The sequence below is a fragment of the Lentilitoribacter sp. EG35 genome (genome assembly GCF_040784015.1).
GTDB lineage: Bacteria > Pseudomonadota > Alphaproteobacteria > Rhizobiales > Rhizobiaceae > Lentilitoribacter.
The window spans coordinates 17,623-35,444 of sequence record NZ_JBFNGQ010000016.1 but is presented as its reverse complement, the minus strand read 5'-3'; the positions used below and the strand labels follow the sequence as shown (position 1 = coordinate 35,444).

At 42.3% G+C, this 17,822-nt stretch carries 15 protein-coding genes; 6 read left to right on the top strand and 9 right to left on the bottom strand.

The features are described from left to right. The 4 genes from AB2J24_RS19185 to AB2J24_RS19170 all read right to left on the bottom strand — a co-directional run. Window positions 1–1,378: condensation domain-containing protein (locus AB2J24_RS19185; protein WP_367386705.1), on the bottom strand; the 1,378-nt coding region annotated here is incomplete at its 3' end. Between the two features lie 422 nt (window positions 1,379–1,800). Continuing rightward, window positions 1,801–2,826: a hypothetical protein gene (locus AB2J24_RS19180; protein WP_367386704.1), complete on the bottom strand. Its 1,026-nt coding sequence runs from the start codon at window positions 2,824–2,826 to the stop codon at window positions 1,801–1,803. Window positions 2,827–2,978: 152 nt separating this feature from the next. Continuing rightward, window positions 2,979–4,457: a class I tRNA ligase family protein gene (locus AB2J24_RS19175; RefSeq protein ID WP_367386703.1), complete on the bottom strand. Its 1,479-nt coding sequence runs from the start codon at window positions 4,455–4,457 to the stop codon at window positions 2,979–2,981. After that, entirely contained in the window at window positions 4,405–5,070 is a 666-nt protein-coding gene (locus AB2J24_RS19170) for a class I SAM-dependent methyltransferase (protein ID WP_367386702.1), read from the bottom strand. The genes AB2J24_RS19175 and AB2J24_RS19170 overlap by 53 nt, the downstream gene beginning before the upstream one ends. A 117-nt stretch (window positions 5,071–5,187) precedes the next feature. Here AB2J24_RS19170 and AB2J24_RS19165 point away from each other — a divergent pair, with 117 nt between their 5' ends. From AB2J24_RS19165 to AB2J24_RS19140, 6 genes are read left to right on the top strand one after another with little or no spacing between them, the layout of a single operon-like run. Continuing rightward, window positions 5,188–5,934: a class I SAM-dependent methyltransferase gene (locus AB2J24_RS19165; protein WP_367386701.1), complete on the top strand. Its 747-nt coding sequence runs from the start codon at window positions 5,188–5,190 to the stop codon at window positions 5,932–5,934. Beyond that, entirely contained in the window at window positions 5,931–6,923 is a 993-nt protein-coding gene (locus AB2J24_RS19160) for a S66 peptidase family protein (protein ID WP_367386700.1), read from the top strand. Before AB2J24_RS19165 ends, AB2J24_RS19160 begins: the two co-directional genes overlap by 4 nt. Then, a complete protein-coding gene (locus tag AB2J24_RS19155) occupies window positions 6,920–7,828 on the top strand; it encodes an amidohydrolase family protein (protein ID WP_367386699.1) in 909 nt (302 codons plus the stop codon). Before AB2J24_RS19160 ends, AB2J24_RS19155 begins: the two co-directional genes overlap by 4 nt. Beyond that, window positions 7,825–9,351 (top strand): class I tRNA ligase family protein, encoded by a 1,527-nt coding sequence (locus AB2J24_RS19150; RefSeq protein WP_367386698.1) that lies wholly within the window; start codon window positions 7,825–7,827, stop codon window positions 9,349–9,351. The genes AB2J24_RS19155 and AB2J24_RS19150 overlap by 4 nt, the downstream gene beginning before the upstream one ends. A gap of 14 nt (window positions 9,352–9,365) precedes the next feature. Further along, window positions 9,366–11,357, top strand: coding sequence for an aminotransferase class III-fold pyridoxal phosphate-dependent enzyme (locus tag AB2J24_RS19145; protein ID WP_367386697.1), 1,992 nt, complete (start codon window positions 9,366–9,368; stop codon window positions 11,355–11,357). 10 nt (window positions 11,358–11,367) lie between these two features. After that, the gene (locus tag AB2J24_RS19140; protein ID WP_367386708.1) at window positions 11,368–12,105 is read left to right on the top strand and encodes a ChbG/HpnK family deacetylase; all 738 of its coding nucleotides are present in this window, start codon (window positions 11,368–11,370) and stop codon (window positions 12,103–12,105) included. Window positions 12,106–12,466: 361 nt separating this feature from the next. Here the strand turns inward: AB2J24_RS19140 and AB2J24_RS19135 are convergent, their stop codons facing one another. From AB2J24_RS19135 to AB2J24_RS19115, 5 genes are read right to left on the bottom strand one after another with little or no spacing between them, the layout of a single operon-like run. Beyond that, complete coding sequence (locus AB2J24_RS19135; protein ID WP_367386696.1) at window positions 12,467–13,360, bottom strand: fructosamine kinase family protein; 894 nt, start codon at window positions 13,358–13,360, stop codon at window positions 12,467–12,469. Next, the gene (locus tag AB2J24_RS19130; RefSeq protein WP_367386695.1) at window positions 13,321–14,793 is read right to left on the bottom strand and encodes a B12-binding domain-containing radical SAM protein; all 1,473 of its coding nucleotides are present in this window, start codon (window positions 14,791–14,793) and stop codon (window positions 13,321–13,323) included. The genes AB2J24_RS19135 and AB2J24_RS19130 overlap by 40 nt, the downstream gene beginning before the upstream one ends. Then, entirely contained in the window at window positions 14,721–15,803 is a 1,083-nt protein-coding gene (locus AB2J24_RS19125; RefSeq protein WP_367386694.1) for a radical SAM protein, read from the bottom strand. The genes AB2J24_RS19130 and AB2J24_RS19125 overlap by 73 nt, the downstream gene beginning before the upstream one ends. Window positions 15,804–15,807: 4 nt before the next feature. Continuing rightward, window positions 15,808–16,680 (bottom strand): class I SAM-dependent methyltransferase, encoded by an 873-nt coding sequence (locus tag AB2J24_RS19120; protein ID WP_367386693.1) that lies wholly within the window; start codon window positions 16,678–16,680, stop codon window positions 15,808–15,810. After that, window positions 16,677–17,735 (bottom strand): amino acid--tRNA ligase-related protein, encoded by a 1,059-nt coding sequence (locus AB2J24_RS19115; RefSeq protein ID WP_367386692.1) that lies wholly within the window; start codon window positions 17,733–17,735, stop codon window positions 16,677–16,679. Before AB2J24_RS19115 ends, AB2J24_RS19120 begins: the two co-directional genes overlap by 4 nt. Between the last annotated feature and the right edge of the window lie 87 nt (window positions 17,736–17,822).

Below are 17,822 nucleotides of genomic sequence, written 5' to 3'. Positions count from 1 at the left end.
GTGCTTCAAATAACTCTGGTAATGTCGCATCTGGAATAGGTTGCGTGGTATCATTCCAATCAAACAGAATTTTCTGACGTTCATCTTCATCTAGAAGTTCAAACGAACCAATCGAATGATCAGGATTACAAAGTATTCCATCTAGAAACAAGTTAAACTTTATTAGGAGATTTTGTATATAATCTTCATCACCAAGACTCTTATCGGAAGCAATTTGCACAATCAGTTCATCTAGATTAACTCGGTTATAGGCATTGATAGTGAAGCCATAAGCGGGGCCAAATGCTGGGCACTGAGCCGCAACTAACGGAGCAGTACCATAATCCAACGTCATAAAGTTTATTGATGGGTTGACGATTAAGCCTCGACCTGCAGCAACAACATGCTCTAATTCGCTATTTAAATATCGGCCATGCCGAAGAGAGGTCCGCAACTCTTTGGAAAAATTACCAATAACGTTTTGCAGACTGAGGTGTCCATCATATATGAACGGAACCGGCAAAGTATGGGACATCATTCCTGGCGTTCTTTTTTCAGCGGAACCTCTACCAGAAAATATTACATTTATGTTTACGTTTTTTACGTTTGCGACTTTGCAATGAAAAATTGCTGCTATAATTATAAATAAATTGGGCAAGCTTGTTTCTATCTTTTTTGCCGTATCAATTAATAACTGTCGAGTAGAAGCATCTAGTTTTCTAGATACGGCGGCGAGGTTAGAAAGAGTTGCAGTCTCTGTAATCCATGACTGTGAATCGCGTGATTCCGAACTGACTTTTTGATTCCAGAAAGATCGGTCTACTTCGTACCGATCAGATAGGTAATACTTAGCTTCACGATCTATAAAACTAGCATAACTATCAAAATAATTTGAATCCAAATTCTTCTCTTCAATAATTCGATCGTAAAGATCAAATAATCTTTTTGTAATAATCGGAAAGCTGGCACCATCTGCTATTATGTGGTGATATTTTTGAAGAAAATACGTATATCCGTTGCTTTTACTAACAATAAGAAATTTATATAGAGGGCCGTTAATGAGATCAATCGGGCTTTTTGCTTCTGCAACTACGAACTCCTCAATATCTTTATCACTATATGTTTTAGGTGGTACGGTTACTGCAAACTTATGTTTATCGATTGTATCGATATGATAATATACGGCGCCGTTTTTTTGAACGAATCGAGCGCGAAGTATATCGCATTCATTAATTAATAACTGCACGGCTTTTGTAAAAGCTTTGAGATTTAATGCTTCTCCAAATTCTATGATGTCAGCTATATTATATAATGTTTCATCAGGATTTAACTGTTGAGCATACCAAATTTTTTTTTGTGCTACCGAAATGGAAGTTAGTATGTCAGAATTATTGGTCATATTCTGTACCTTCAAAATCAATATGCAAGCTCCGGATTAGAATTCGAAACTTGGCTCTTGCTAATACACTCCCCTTGAGAAATAATTTTTGTGTAAAATCCGCACTGCGTTTGTGAAAAGTGTAACCGCGAGTTAAAATTTCAATCAAAATTGCATTTTTCTCGATGAGTAACTTATACCTTATAGTTTGGCAAAGCTAAGACTTTAAGTCAACCTATAGGTTTGTATAAATAAACATACATTCTTTAGTTGCAAAAATTATTTACTTTTTTGGTGCAAAATATGAACTTTGCAATACTTCCAAGCAAAAAGTGCTGTGGTCATAAGATTGGTCTAATAACTGAGGGTTTTTATGCCCATTGATCTAAGTTTGGTTAATATCTTGCAGCTATCATAGCGGACTGTTGTTTGAAGTTAGCCTACTAGTTGTTCCTGTTGATCGCTTTCAAAACATACTTACGAAATGATCCGCTTAGATCTGAGACGTTTAGGAACTTACCGTCACAGTAAAGTTGTTGCATCTTTGTAGGATCTTCGTGCTGCCATGTCTTTTTGACTTGTTTAAGAACTGTCAAAAGGAACTCGCTGACCAAATGAGCACCAAGGCATCCATGTAATCCATAACCAAAAGAAAGAGATCTATGAGTTTTTACGTCTGCTTTGGTATTCATTAAAATGCCGTCGCATATGTCCGTATTGCACGACTGAACATCTATCACGACTCTGTCTTTAGCGGCATCTAATGATGTATTTCGTCTAATTATACGCGCAAAAGGTGGGTTTATTGCAATTGCTTCACTTATAAATACATCGTCGTTAGTGTTGAATAATTGTTCTGGACTTTCTGATGCTGTATACAGAAGATTGTTTAGAGCGCAAAAAACTGGTTCAAAAGAATCCATAGCTATACCCATACAAGTAAAGGCACTGAGACCATTTGTCTGCATAATGTTAAATGCGCGCCCGGTAATAAAATTTTGAGATTGAAACCATTTTTCTAAGTTTGCTACAGAGTTCTCTAAATACGGCATGTTCTGTTCAGAAATACCATGGTGTTGAAAATTAGCCAAAGGACGACAGAGATCCAGAAAAACAAGCTGCTGAGCATTTGTTAAGCCGAACAATTCTCTATGCCACGCAGCAACTACGCGAACTATAGTGGCTTTATCTAAACTGGAAGCGCAGTTATTATTGTCCAATAAAGTAAGGGCCTCACTTAAATTTAGATTGCCACACATTCTTAGGCAGTACGCTACGCGTTTTCTTAAAAGTTTATGGGCGGGTCCGTCCATATACATTAACCAGCTTTCGAAGAAGTTTTTTACGAGACTCTTTTCAGGTTTTTTTGTTATCCCAATATCATTGAGGTTACTGTCATACCTGCTGCATACATGCATTGGATCACTAAGTGCACGGGTTGCTTCGTTATATTTATTGATTTGTGTCACGATTTTCTCCTTAATAAGTGATGCAAATATAAAATAATACAAGCTACTATTATTTTATCATGGTGGAAGGCAAATTTACAACCCCAAGTTGGTGTACGTAGTAGTTTATACCATTCACCTTTAAAAGTGGATTGTTACTACGCAGATTAACTTCACATATTGATATTATGCACTAATTGGCTAATGTTTTTGGATCCATAAAATCCATAAAAAGCCTCTCCGTCTTTAACTACTTGCGGCGAGGTAAGTGCCAACATGTTGACTGCAAACTGTCCAACGACAAAAGCAGCTTCGTGATCATGTTTGTCTTGACTCCAGAACAGTCCAGTTTGCACCGCAAACTTACCACAGTAACGCAGGTAGGCTAGAATGGTTTCGGTAATTTCGCGAGTAGCGCCCTGATCTACAGCATTTTTGAGTAAGTCAAGAGTGCGTATGGTTTCATTGCACCATTGAGAGTTCAGTTTAACTACGCCGGAAGGGGGTTTCGCAATTTTGGATAGTCGCTCAAAAAAATTCTCAATCTTGTTGCTCCATATCTTATTTGAAAAGACCTTAAATTCTTGTTCCTGCAATCGAAAGTCAGCACCTGAATCGGGAGCTTTCGTCAATACGAACATACGAAGAGCTGGGTCATCGAATTGATGATCTGCCCATTCACAACTATCAAGCGCAAACCCGCGAACTACTACTTCAAGAGGGTTTACGATTTGCAAGCCGCAACGAGCGATGACCGGCCAAAGTATAGCATGATGATAGACAATATTTTTACCAATTACATGCCGCAAGCGAACATTTTTGGCAGCGAATCCAGCTGTTGCGAGATGGTCCATCATTGTGGCGTAGCCAACCAAAGATTCAAACCAAAGGTACAGACTTTTGCCTGGAATATCGCGGTGTAAAGGCAGCCCAACTTCATTATCACGTGTCGCACACCACGGAGCTAGAGGCTGCGAAAGAATGCTGTTCACCCAGTTCCTCATGTGTCCCGAAATATGCACTCCACCTACAATAGTATCGCGGACACTTTCCAGATCAATCATTAGATGGGTCGAAGCTTCCCATTCCAGTTCAGTCGCGCCACACCAGGGACATACTAGCTGTCGCGTTTTAATTTGTGCTAAACGTTTTGGCGGTGAAGCTTTGCAAGATTGACATCTTAATTGAGGCACTGATGCTTCTAGTAAAAAACCACTATTTTCTAATAATAGCAAAGCAGATTGTGTTTTCGCGACATGATTATCTACATCAGTCCTTATATAGGCGTTAAACTGGATTGAAAAAGCATTGAATGCGGATTGATATGAGCTATGAAATTTTTTACAGATTGCATCAGCACCTGCGCGCGTTCGCCCATCTCTACTTACTTGAATGCTATGTACATCGGTAGCACAAATCAGGGCTGAACGCCCACCTAAAAAACTAAAGGTTCTATGTAGTAGGTCGGCAGGTAAGTAGGTTGAGGCAAAGTGAATTAGTGACAACTGTGCAGGAACGAAAGGAAAAGCAGCGGAAACCAATTGAGGTGCTGATGCAGCGGCCTGATTCGATATCCGATCCAGCGAGTTTTTAAATGATCTATTCATCATGCGGCCTAAATGCTGTAATTCTCCAAGATGTAGGTTCGACATCTTTCGATTCTGAAACATCCCCAATCGGATGGTTGGTTAAAGTTATGTCGTTCAAGCGCTTCCATCCCAGCTCCTCAAGAGCGCTCCAAACGAAGGCCACACGTTGTTGATATTTGGCATAGCGTTTCCCTGGGACAGTATTTGAAACAATAATGCACTTTGAGTTTAGTGCGGCAGCCACTCGTTCTAATTGAAAATCTGGGTTATCGATGTAATACAGTATCTCGCTAAAAATAAGAGCTGATCCGTCTATTCTTTTTTTGGGATAATATTCCTCTAGTGCCGTTGTGATCCACGTTCTCTCTAACTTAGAAGGTAATGGATTCCCAAACGCTTCGGAAGAAATATCTATACCTACGTAGTTCTGAAATTTATTTGGGTCGAGCCAAGCTGATAAGTATCCCGGACCGCACCCTACGTCTACAACTGTTCGACACGCGAATTCTTGGGCAATAGCTGCAATCAATGCCATGCGCCATTGTTCGTTAGGTTCGGAAAGGAAAGACCAATTACCTAGAGCATACTCGTTATTCCAGTTACGAGATTCAAAAGTATTTAATTTTGATATGGATCTTGTACGATCTAATCGCTTACTTGATTTCCATTTGGTCATTGGTCACCTATTTCAATCTCTAGTAGTGACAAACTATAAAAATTAATCTAAGATTGCAATATATTTGGCTTCAATTGAGCCTAATAAATTTATTATTCACTTAGATCAGAAACTATTATGTCAAATAATATCAATATCTACAATCAGCTGGCGGATATGTACGATACGCTTCATCCGGGCCGTGATGCCGATAAATTTTTTTACAGCGAATTAGTATCATGCCCCGCAATGGACGTTTTAGACGTCGCTTGTGGAACAGGGATCTTAACTAAGGAATTAAGTAATACAGATGCGAGGGTTACTGGAATCGATGGGTCTCCAGCAATGCTCAAAATTGCGCAAGCGCGGTTGCCAAATCTTAGGTTTTACAATGCAGATATGCGAGATTTTAATCTTGGTGAGACTTTTGATCTTATAATCTGCTGTAATAACACCATCCAGCATTTAGAAACAGATAAGGAAATTGTTTCTACACTTTCATCTATGCGCAGGCACCTAAAAAGAGGTGGGCGAATAGCATTTGATATTTTTAACCCATCTACAGAGTACCTTGCCAATGAGCGGTTAAATATTGCCATGCGACGAATTCACAATTCTGAAGGGTCTACTCAAATTTTGTACGAAGATACCTCTTATGATTCTACTAACGCATTGCTTTCTCTTACATGGCGAATCGTTGATGAGAATTTTGGAACTATTTTACGTGAAAGTTCTTGTACAATGCGTCAAATTTTCCCAGAAGAACTTGATTCGATACTATTTGCGGCAGGCTTAACAAGCATCGCCGTGTATGGAGATTTCGATCGTAGTCCGTTTTTAGGAAGTGCACCTAGACAGGTTGTTCTAGCTGAGGTGTTTAGATGATTCCGGTCCGTCGTTTCAACCCAGGGTCAGATCAGATTGGAGTTATTTGTCCTTCCGACTCGATAAAAGCCTTTCCCCGGCGACGCGCCCGCGCAGTCGCAAATTTGGAGAAACTGACATCAAGCAAACTTGTATTTGCTCGTCATGCGATGGGTGCTTTGGGTAAAGCATCTGGTTCTGCACGCAACCGCACTCAGGATCTAGAAGAAATGCTAGTTGATCCGAGTATAGGTATGATTATGGCTGCAACAGGTGGTTACAGTACCGTTGATGTTGTTGATCAGTTAGATATTGATCTTGTAAGAGCTCATGCTAAGCCGATCATCGGATTTAGTGATGTTACGATGTTATTAAATCATATATATGAACGCACTGGCTGCATCACATTTCACGGACCAGCACTTTTACCAAATTTTGGAAGCGCAGAGCCCCCTATTTGGCAAGGAGAAGTTACACTTTCCACAATGGCAAAGCCAACGGCTGGTATGTACGTGAAAGATCCGCAATTTGCGTGCGATAGTTTTCAATTTTGGGATCAAGATGATGATAATGTATCACCGCAAAAACCCGTGATCGCACGAAAATCTATCGGGAGAAAGCCTGTTGAAGGTCCGCTTATCGGTGGGAATTTAGATACGTTGGTCGCCATGGCTGCGGCCAGAATGTTACCTGAGTCTAAAGGCGCATTGATCTTCATCGAAGCTGCCTTTGGATTTGTTGAGAAAGCTGCGCGCGATTTGAAGGTTCTTGAATTAGGTGGATTCTTTAATCAGGCAAATGGATTAATTGTCGGTATACCATTTCAAATCGTTGGCGGGGAAAGATTGCAGACGATAGTCGAGGATTTAGCTTCATCAAAGGGATTGTCTCTTCTTAGCGGATTGTCCATTGGGCACACATCGCCAATTACTATAATGCCGATTGGCGCGACAGCTCGTCTCGATCCTGAGGCAGGAACTCTTATGCTGATAGAAGATGTAACCAGATGATTTTATTTGATGCTCATGTGTTGATCGGTCAAGACTATTGGCTTGGAAATAACAAACCAGAGTTGGCACACACTCTTGATGTTGAGGACGCTTGCTCTGTTCTCTCTATTGCGGCGGATGGCTCGCAATGGCGGGCAGCCGCAATGCCGTTCCCATCAGCTAGAGAGCCGAACTATGTCTACGAAAATAACTATGTGATCGACTCTTCGTCGAAAGACAATCGTCTTATTCCAATTGCCGTAGCCAACCCAAAAAATGCGGAGAATTTTGCTTATTTACAAAGTAAGGCAGCTGCGGGCCTGCTGGGCGGTTTAATGATTTGGCCTATATTATGTGACCTTGACTTAAGAGAATTGGCAGATGACGTAACGTTCTGGTCGTTTGTTGAGCAATATGACCTCCCAGTTACACTCCATGTTGCGACAGGCGATGAACCTAATTATCGTAACACTGTGGCATGTAATCATTATGGACCATTGGATGCTGTCCGGCTCGCCGCACGATGGCCTGACGTTAGATTTAACCTCTCACATGCCTTGCGATTATCTCGCCCAGCTCTCGAGGAGGTTGCAAAGCTGAGGAATGTTTGGACCGACCTTTCAGGTTATAGTTCATTCGGTCGCTGGCGGGAAGCAAGGAAGGAAACATTTCCATCACATGAACCCATTATTGGACCCGGCTATCACAATAAATTGTTAGATGTGCTCCACCGAGATTACGGCCTGGAAGGTCGTATTCTTTTTGGTTCATCAGAACCGTTTTGTCGTTGGTGGGGCTTTTCAGCAAAACGAGAGTATGCAATATACAAACAAATGCCAATTGCTGAGAAGATGAAGATGGAATTTGTCAACGCAGCCGAATTGTTCTATCGAAATTGGCCAATTATCTCACAGAGGCCCCAATGAAAAGCTACATCACCACGCCAATCTATTATGTTAATGGTGCACCGCATATAGGTCATGCGCACACGAGTACGATGGCCGATATACTTAAGCGTAACCGCAAAGCGTTAGGTTATGACACCAAACTAACGACAGGCTGTGACGAGCACGGTCAGAAAAATCAGGAAGCAGCTCTTGAAAGTGGCATGCCGATTACCGAGTATTTAACAATGCGTAGTGGCGAATTCCAACGTTTGTTTGACATGATTAATGTGGATTATGATTATTTTGTGCACACAAGTCGTCCGGAACATATGAGACAAGTTGCGAATGTTGAGCAACGGATGTTTGATGCTGGCCTTATCATTAAGAAGCAATATAGTGGATTATATTGCACCGGTTGCGAGCAATTTAAGAAAACTACCGACTTGACGGATGAAGGCAATTGTCCTGATCACCCTAATCTTGGGGTAGAAGAACTTGATGAGCTGAACTACTTTCTGAATATAGAGCCATATCGACAGCAGTTGCTGGAACATATCGAAGAGAATCCTAAATTTGTAGATCCTCCAATCTATCGTGCTGAGTTGAAAAGAATGTTGGCTGAGCCACTAGAAGATCTCTGTATATCCCGACCTAAAACTCGTGTTTCGCTAGGTGTGGAACTCCCTTTCGATAATAACTATGTGACTTATGTCTGGTTCGATGCCCTGTTTAATTATCTGACTAATCTTGATTGGCCGAAAGAAGGTTATGAGCAATGGTGGCAGGCCGCCGAGCATACAATAGGTAAGGATATTTTAAAAACCCATGGAGTTTACTGGCCAATCATGCTTATGAGTATCGGCGAAAGTCCACCTGCTCGGTTGTCCGTGCATGGACATTGGGTTGGTCCAGGTGGCATCAAAATGTCAAAGTCTCTGGGTAATGTTGTTGATCCTATTGAGGTAATTGAAGTCGTCGGGACCGACGCACTTCGTTATTTTCTAGCACGGAATATGCGATCGGATGGTGACAGTAATATCTCACTTGAGCTAGTCCGCCAAACTTACAATAGCGAATTAGGCAATAAGCTAGGTAACTTATTATCTCGTGCTGCAAAATTTTCTAAGAAACAGTTTGACGATAGGGTGCCTACACCAGGATTATTCGGTTCAGCTGATGAAATCATCCGCATATCTGTTTTGGAAGCTGTCAATGGCTTTGCTCGGCGCATTGAAATGGCCGATATTCCGCGTTTGACACAGCAACTTATTACTGTTTGCGATAGAATGAACAACTATTTTGCTGAGCAGGCACCATGGGATCTCATCAAGGATCCCATAACTGATGAGCGTTGTAGGACAGTGATTTATGTTTCTCTAGACTGTATTAGACTTGTATTCGAGGCACTGCGGCAAGTCATTCCAATGTCTTCAAATGCAGCGTTGTTAATGTTGAATTGTTTACCTAATGAGAATGAGATCTGGCAACCCGCTTTAGATAGTCTTCCACCTGAAACAAAATTAAATGAGATCGAAACGCTGTACCCCCGAATAACTGAATAGGAGGTAATAAGAAGATGGAATTGGACATACTCTCTACTTCGGTAGGGCGTGAGTTGATTCAGGAAACATATGTTTCAACATTGCAGCGCCTAAACTTTGATGGCCGACTGAATGTGTCTGTCGTCATTGATCCAACTTACCAAGTTTCGGAAAATGAAATCAAGAATACAGTATTATGGCTTGAGGATTTACCGAATATTGACTCCCGTGTCGTTTCAGTCTCAATTCGAAAATTTAGCAGAAATCTCGGTTTACAAAGGGCTATTCTGACTCTTTTTACAATGGCGCGAACCCGCTATGCGTTATATCTCGAAGACGATTGGCGTTGTCTTGGTCCTATCAATGTTGTTAACTTCATTGCGGCGCTTGATGAACTTAAAGCCGGTATGATAGCTTTAACAAGCCCGACAGCTGCAGCAAATGGTACTTTTGAGCGCAGCAATGAGGCTGTTCCGAGACGAGTATGTTCTGTCGACCTACACAGACTTCAAACTCCCAGTTGGGCTGCAAACTATTTGCCACTTCATCCCCATATTCATGACGCTTTAATGTGGCCTTCAGTTTACGTTCAAGCTCTTATGGAAAGTGATTCGCCTGACCGTTGCCCAGATGAACAGGTACGGGATTGGGTGCGAAAGAAAAATGCACGTGATGATTGCCCTGTCTACTGGACAAAGGACATTGTATTTGAAGATATTGGTCGTGAATGGTTGGCAAAGCGTTCCATGGCGAAGAATATTGCCGCGGATAGATTTGCTCCTTGCTTGCCGGATCCTCCGGGCGTGGAAGCCGAACATGGTCTTTCATCGAATTATTACAAGCGCGCCTTGAACGTCATTCCAGGCGAAACACAAACATTCATGAAGCGGCGGTGCAATTTTCCGTCAAAGGGCTTTCCTATCTATATTGCTTCTGGTGACGGCCCGTTCGTTGAAGATGTGGATGGTAATGGATACATCGACATGGTTGCTGGCCTTGGTGCATTATCGCTCGGGCACAACCATACTGCTGTGACGACAGCAATTGAAGCACAGGCACCTCTCGGTCTTTTACACTCTTTGCCCACGCTTGCAGAGCTAGAAGCCTCAGAGACTATATCTGCCCTAAATCCTGAAACACCCAAAGTTAGATTTTTTAAGAATGGCGGAGATGCAACCGCCTCCGCCATTCGTCTTGCGAGGGCCGCGACTGGTCGTGATATGTTCCTGAGCTGTGGTTATCATGGTTGCGGTGATATTTTTATGGCTAACACTCCAGGCGTACCAAAGTCTACTTCGAATTTATCGGAAGTAATTGATCCATTTGCTGAAATATCAACTTACAATTCTCTGGAATCGGCTTTGGCCCGCCATAAACAAGAAATTGCTGCTGTGATAGTTGCGTTACCTTACAATAAGCAGATGACAAAGGCTCGAATACAGGAAATGGAAGCCCGAACTAAAGCTGCTGGCGCGTTGTTTATTCTAGACGAAATTGTCACTGGAATAAGATTCCAAAACGGATCGGCAACTTGTTGTTTTGATCTTGATCCAGATGTTATTACGTGGGGTAAAAGTATTGCAGCGGGTGCGCCCCTTGCTGCTCTGTCTATGAAAGATACTCTCAGTGAAACTATGGCTGACCTTCATATATCGGCAACATATGGCGGAGATACCCTTTCTTTAGCTATCTGCCAATCAGTTCTTAAGTTCTGCGCCGGTTCAAACTATGCGGAACGAATTGCTATTGCCGGGCGCATTTTTGCTGAATCAGTAAATCAAGCAGCACGTAACCTTGGCCTCCCGGAAGCAATTGTAGGTTATCCAACAATTCCTTTTTTTGTTCTAAGTAAAGATCCACACGTTCATGTTACACGAATGCGTCATTTACAGCGTGAAGCGGCGTATGAAGGAGTTTTATTGCGTGAAGATGCTAACTTTATTACCGAGGGATTTTCACAAGATATAGCGATAGAGGCCGCAGATCGTGTCAACCGAGCCTTGAATCGGTGTTTTAAGGATTTTTGATTTGAGTTATATGGATTTAGGTGAGCAAGAAGTACGTAACTTTATTTTCCGTGGGGATGATTTAGGGATGGATCCAGCTATAGATAAAGCTATTCTTGCTGCCTTTAAGGTAGGTGGTGTTCACGAAGCAGCATTTCTTGCCGTCGGACCGTCTGCTAAACAAGCCGCCGCTTCTGCATGTTACGCGAATTTGCCTGTAAGTCTACATTTGGCATATGCAAGTGAATGGGATTTGGTTCGCTGGTCATCGCTCACTGGCTTGTTGGATCAAACAAATGGTTTCCTGCCGGCTCATCCAATTGTTCTTGAGAAAGCACCTATTGTTGACTTGATAGCCGAAGCTAAGGCGCAAGCTATGCGAACAAACAACTTGGGCCTCACGTTTGAAAGCTTCAATTTTCACATTGATTGTCCACGTGTTGGACTTGCAACTGCAATCGAGGATGCGCTTGGAGTACCATGTCGAGATATTCCGTTTGGTAGGCGTCCTAATCCTGCTTGGTATACAAGTTTTTTCGATCTTTCATCGGCGGATACTGTGCAAAAAGAATTATTATTATTGGACTTCTTGGAAAAAGCCCCCGCTGGTCGACATTGTGTTGTTTCCCATCCTGGTTCAGACCAGGCGTCCCTATCAAAACTCTGTTCAAAGGCTCTGCCGGACCGTAGGTTGTGGGCTGTCGATTATAGGCTGTCTGATGCGTCTTTTTTGACTGATATAAAAGCCCTAAAGCGATTGGGTTTATAGTTTAGTTCTATAACCAGCTCTTATTGAAATCATAGGTATTCTTTTTAAATTAAGGAACCTAGTTTGTTATAGGCTGCAGAGTGCCGCCGTTTTGTTTAACATACCCTACACAGTAAGAAGTCATACAGATGTCTTGGCTCGTTAATGGGTACTAGATAACACAACTCGAACTCGCTGGTTTAATGTGTTTAGAGATAGTGGAGTTCCAATCAACTGATTTGGCACGATATTAAAGTTATTATTATCAATAATTCTGGCCTTGTCTTGGGCGGCTCTAAATACATGCTAACTATTCCAATGAATATAGGGTTATCTTCGCTATAGTATGTTCTGGAGTTACAAAATTGAATAAACATACATCTTAAAGTTCCAATATTTTTTTAATTTCTCTCTTAACATTCTTGTCAAATTGGTTTCCAAATAGAGCTAAGTGAGCAAGCGAGAATGCAAATCTGTAAATTGGAAATTTTATTGAAAAAAAATCAGAAGTTCTTGGTCTTATCGTATTGTACCCACTCAATGTGACCTGTCGTGTGTCAAGATACGTGAGCATAAAAGCCAGCTCATAGTCAGGGTCTCCAAAAAAAGAAGCAGGGTCTAGAAAGAGAGGTTTCCCTTCAACTGAGACTACATTATTTGACCAAATATCACCATGCAGCAAAGCCGGATGTTCCGGTTCAGGAAGTTTTGCTTTTATCTTATCTATTGTGAGATTAACACCAGCACTCAATTCTGAGGTTAAGTGGCCTCGAGTTCGTGCCTCCCGTGCGAAGGCTAATATTCGATTTTTGATAAAGAATGATCTCCAGTCGGAATTCCAGTCGTTGTAAAGAGGTAACACTCCGAAAAATGTATGTCGACAATAACCGTAAGAACGTTTTAATTGTTGTAGGTGCAAACGAGCTATATCACGTCCTGCTTCGTACATGCATTTGGGTTCTGCCCTACTTGCTCGTGCTGCTTCCATAACTAAAAGCCCGTCCTCAAGGTGAACAACTGCTGGAATATGAAGTCCCGCAGCGCATAGCCTCTCAAGCATTTCGGCCTCACATTGCGCATTATACTGTAAACTGCCCGTTTTTAAGACTAAATTTGGGCCGCAAGGGCATCGTGCAAGAAATACTCCACCCCAATATCGGCGTTTAAGGACTGAAATTACAGGATTTTTTACCCCTGACTTTTCTAGCCAAGAATGGACACGCTTGTGTCCGGTACTTAATCCACGATCAGGTCGCTTTGGATCGTACGCATCCATCCTGTGTCCTTTTCCTCATAATATGCTAGGAGTTCCTGGTTTGCTTGATTGAGTAATGTCATTGGGTTGGTATCTTCAATCGCTGTCATATTAACCGGCATTTGATCTAGTAGCCGTTCTTGAAAACGAAATCGTTGAAATAGATCCTCTTCATTCTTTAGGAGGCCTTTTGAAACGCATTCGCGGAAAAGTTCAGTTGACGGAAAAGGTATGCAGCCATAAATAACGCGCGGTTCGAACTCACCATATGCGATCTCCTTCAAAAAATTAACAGTTGTGTCCAAATGCTTTGCAGTTTCACCAGGCTGCCCGAACATAAATCCTATTCGCGCAAAAATACCTGCTTCTCGCGTTAGTCGAACACCTTCTCGCATCTGTTCAACCGTAATCTTCTTCTTCATTTGTTCGAGAGTTTCATCATCAGCCGCTTCTCCTCCATAAAAGAGAGTTACGCAGCCTGCTTCCTTAAGTGCAATTAGTAATTCTTTGTCAACAATGTTAAATCGTCCAGTTGCTGTAAATTTTATACGTAAATTGCGGCTATGTACTTGCTCGCAAAAAGAGATAACGCGCTTGCGGTCAAGCATAAAGAGATCGTCTTCGATGTAAAATGCGTTGACATCGTATCTGTCAATCAACCACTCCATTTCATTAAAAACGTCATCTAACGGTCGCCTAGCGTAATTCATAGGTTGAAAGCAAAAGTTGCAGGCATATGGACAACCGCGTGCCGTTAATATTGGAGCGGCGATGTCGTTGCTCGTAAATGGGTAGTACATTGTGCCGTGTGTATATGCATGCCCATCGAATACTTCCCATGCAGGCCAAGTACTCTGGCCTCCTCCTAAAAATCGAGGTTGTATCCTAGCTTTCGTATTAACAAACTCTTTACCATCTGCAAAGCAAATGCCATGAAAATCTCGAGGATCAGAACCATCTATCAGGGCCTGTGCTAATTCGATTATTGTCTCGTCTGAAGGCCCAACACAAACAAAATCAGCACCTGTTTTGAGAAGGACATGTTCGGGTTCAGATGTTGGTAGCGCTCCCCCAAGTATTATTGGGACACCGGGATGTAATTCTCGGATGAGATTGCAGATTTCTATGAAATCGAGAAAAGAACCATACATACCTCCTATAGCATAAATATCGGCAGGAAGTGCTTTTAATTTTTCTCGAAATATCGATGTCGAATCACATGTTAGATCCCTACAAAGTGTAGTGATATCAAAACCTGAGTTAAGCAAAGATCTTGCAACGTAGCCCATCCCGAGGCTGAACTCTGTAACGCCAGTGCACTCACGTGGCCGGATTAGCACTATGTGTGGTTTCCGCGCTGTTAGCAATTTCTTGTTCTCCCTTAGAGGGTCCGATTTGGTGAAACAAAGTTCTTGAGCGTTGCATATTTTGCATCCGCGGCAAGTTTTTTCCATGCAGTTATAAACCCACCAGGTTCATTTAATGAATTTGCGTTATCTAGAAATGTGCTGGTATTACATTTATAGTCTTTGAGTATGAGGTTGCAATCCTCGGTAAGATAGACAGCAATACCATCCTGTTCTTGATCTCCCCAAAAACAAACAGCTAAGTCAGTGCGCAAATATTTCTTGATTTCTCCTATACGCATTCGTGCAGAATCAGTATCATCCAATCTAAGCTTATGAAACATTCGAGCACCGCGACCACTAGGCTGAACGACGAAAATAAACCACTGTGCCGCTGAAGAATTGTTAACTACTTCAGCTATTTCATCTAAAAATTCGATGTTTCGAGAGTTAAGTACAGTAACAATACGAACGCACCTTCCGGTAGCTGCAGCATGCTCGATTGCCTCAATAGCGAGATGCGGCCCACCTGCTGTTCCGCGAAGCGCTGCGTATTCGTCAGTCCTTACACTGTCTAGACTAATCTGAAATTGCATAACATGCGGAGCCAAGCACTTTGCCATATCTGCGCTTAAAAGGAAACCGTTCGTTGCCAAAGCAGGGGCTAGCCCCTGCTCGGATGCATATGCAAGAATTTCTTCTATATCAGGGCGAAGTAACGGTTCTCCACCGCCAGCAATGAGACGAAGAGCACCCCAATTTGATAGGTTGTCAAGTGCTTTTTTGATTGTTGAAATGTCGGCACCCCAAGCTCCATTGGAGTGGCTGTTTGTGCAACAGAAAATGCACGCCGACTGGCAGCGAAGGGTTACTGTCCATGAAACACTAATTGGCGCGCGCAATGAAAATTTAACTTTTGCAGGAAAAGTTCCAAAGAATGAGGGCCCATCATAACAGAACGGATCTCGCCCATCCACCTTTGCGTCAACAAGATTAGAATTCTCATTAAATTCTTCAAACTTCTCTTGATCAAATCCCCAGATACGGTCACGCTCAAGATCAAGTGCGAGTCCACCCCATACTTCCCTCCGTACTGCAAAGCGTTTGGCTGAAGTCATGATCTTATCTCGCTACTTCATGAGAAGTGAATAAGTCGGCGTCTTCGATGAAGTCTGTCTTTCTCAAAAATATAATTGTATAGCCCAAAATGGTCATATTTTCTCGAAATAGAAGCATATATTCTAAGTAAACCTGATCAAGCATGGTTTTAGCTTCCATAGAAAGAGCTTTTAGATGCTCACGGCTAAGAATATTTTTACAAAAGGAATGGACCAATTCGCTGGGGATATCTTCGAACTCGAAATCGAGATGATCATAAATTTCCAAACCGATATTTTGGAATGCGTTCAGTGCATCATCACGGTACAAAATTGGTATAGGAACTTGAATCGCTGTACGGACTTTTTCAATTAAACTATCAGATGGTTCTTTAGTATAATACAGTGGAGCTGCTACTAAATATCCACCATCAGATAGTACACGTTTATATTCTGCCAACGCTGCCAACTTGTCTTCAATTAAGGCAGTTACGTTTCCACAAATGACCAATTCAAAAGCTTTGTCTTCAAAAGGGAGCTTGGTCGCGTCAGCCAGCATGAATTTTACCTTAGCATTCACCTCCTCTGCTCGGCGTTTTGACTCATTAATTGATAACTGGTTAATATCGATCGCCGTAGGGACGCAGCCAACCAGCCGGTTCAATTCTATGGCGGTTGATCCAGTAGCGCAACCAACTTCGAGTAGACGAGTATCCTGTGACAGCATTAGTCTTGATGCAATTTTTTGGATTGAGCGACGGCCACCAGGAAACCTATTTGTTTCCCTGACAAGACCAATCAGGTCGTTATAACTCATGGCTTTTATGTCGTCTGCCGTTAGGGTAGCGATCGATTCGCTCGAGGCGGCCTCTTGTTCTAAATCTGAGGTATTGCTCATGGGTATCCCTCGCCGAATTCATTGCGGAGTAAAAATGCCCAGTCGCGTATGTCAGTACGATTTGTTGCCCAAAGCAGGAATCGTTCTAAGCCCATACCAAATCCGGATGTCTGTACAGGAGTTAAACGTTTCATTTCCAAGTACCATTCATAATCCTTTGGGTCTACTTTGCTGCGGTTTAGATTCTCAAGTACATCAAGTTGTGTCCTCGCTCGCTCCCCTGCCCCTACAGTTTCGCCTATTCCCGCGAGTAAATCTGCGGTAAGAGAAATATTCGTATCGTTGGATGAAACAGCTTGATAGAATGGTACTGTACTGGCTGGCATATGTGTAATCCAGACTGGTGTATCGTGCCCTTTCAAAATTATTCGTTCTCCGTGGTTAGTAATGCGCAAGTCACCAGTGTCACAACGCTCAAAAGCTGTCGGCTCGTTTGATAGAAGCGCGGTTGCGTCCTCGAAAGAGATGCGTGGAAACTTTTCAGAGTACCCTGCCACCCTTTCCAATTTTGCGAGATCCCCTCCCATACGGAGAACCTCCTCTGCCGAGATATCCAAAAGTACTTGCGCCATGTATTTAAAATAGCGTTCCACAAAACCAATAACGTCATCCAAATTACCAAAGAGTTCCGCCTCCGCGTGTATGAATTGATTGAGATGCCGGGCGTCTGACTTTTCTCCTCTAAATGAGGGTAAAATGTAATATGCAGTCTTGCCTGTTACTCTCAGCGCCAATTCAAGGGAGAACTGCATCGAGTCTGCAAGATAAATATCGCGTCCATCTATGGTTGCGCTAACAGGCAAGGAGTCTGACCCGAGCCCCATGGGGCTTGATATGCTTCCAGTTGTAATGGGAGCAAACGCGATAGAAGATTGTTCGCGTTGGAAAAAATTATGTGTAGCAATGCTGCATGTGTTGAATACAGAGAGTACAGATGAATACCATGGGGACTTTAAAAGAATTTCAAGATGTTCGTTTGGATTTTTCCACGAATCTGGTGATTTCAAGCGCTTATTTGCTATTTTTACCTTATAAGATTCCAACTTTTGGTCCATTTTGGGGTCCTCCAAAAAAATTGAAAGCACGCACAGTGCGTATATTTCTTAAACTTACTATAAACAACTTTCACGGATATGAAAGTA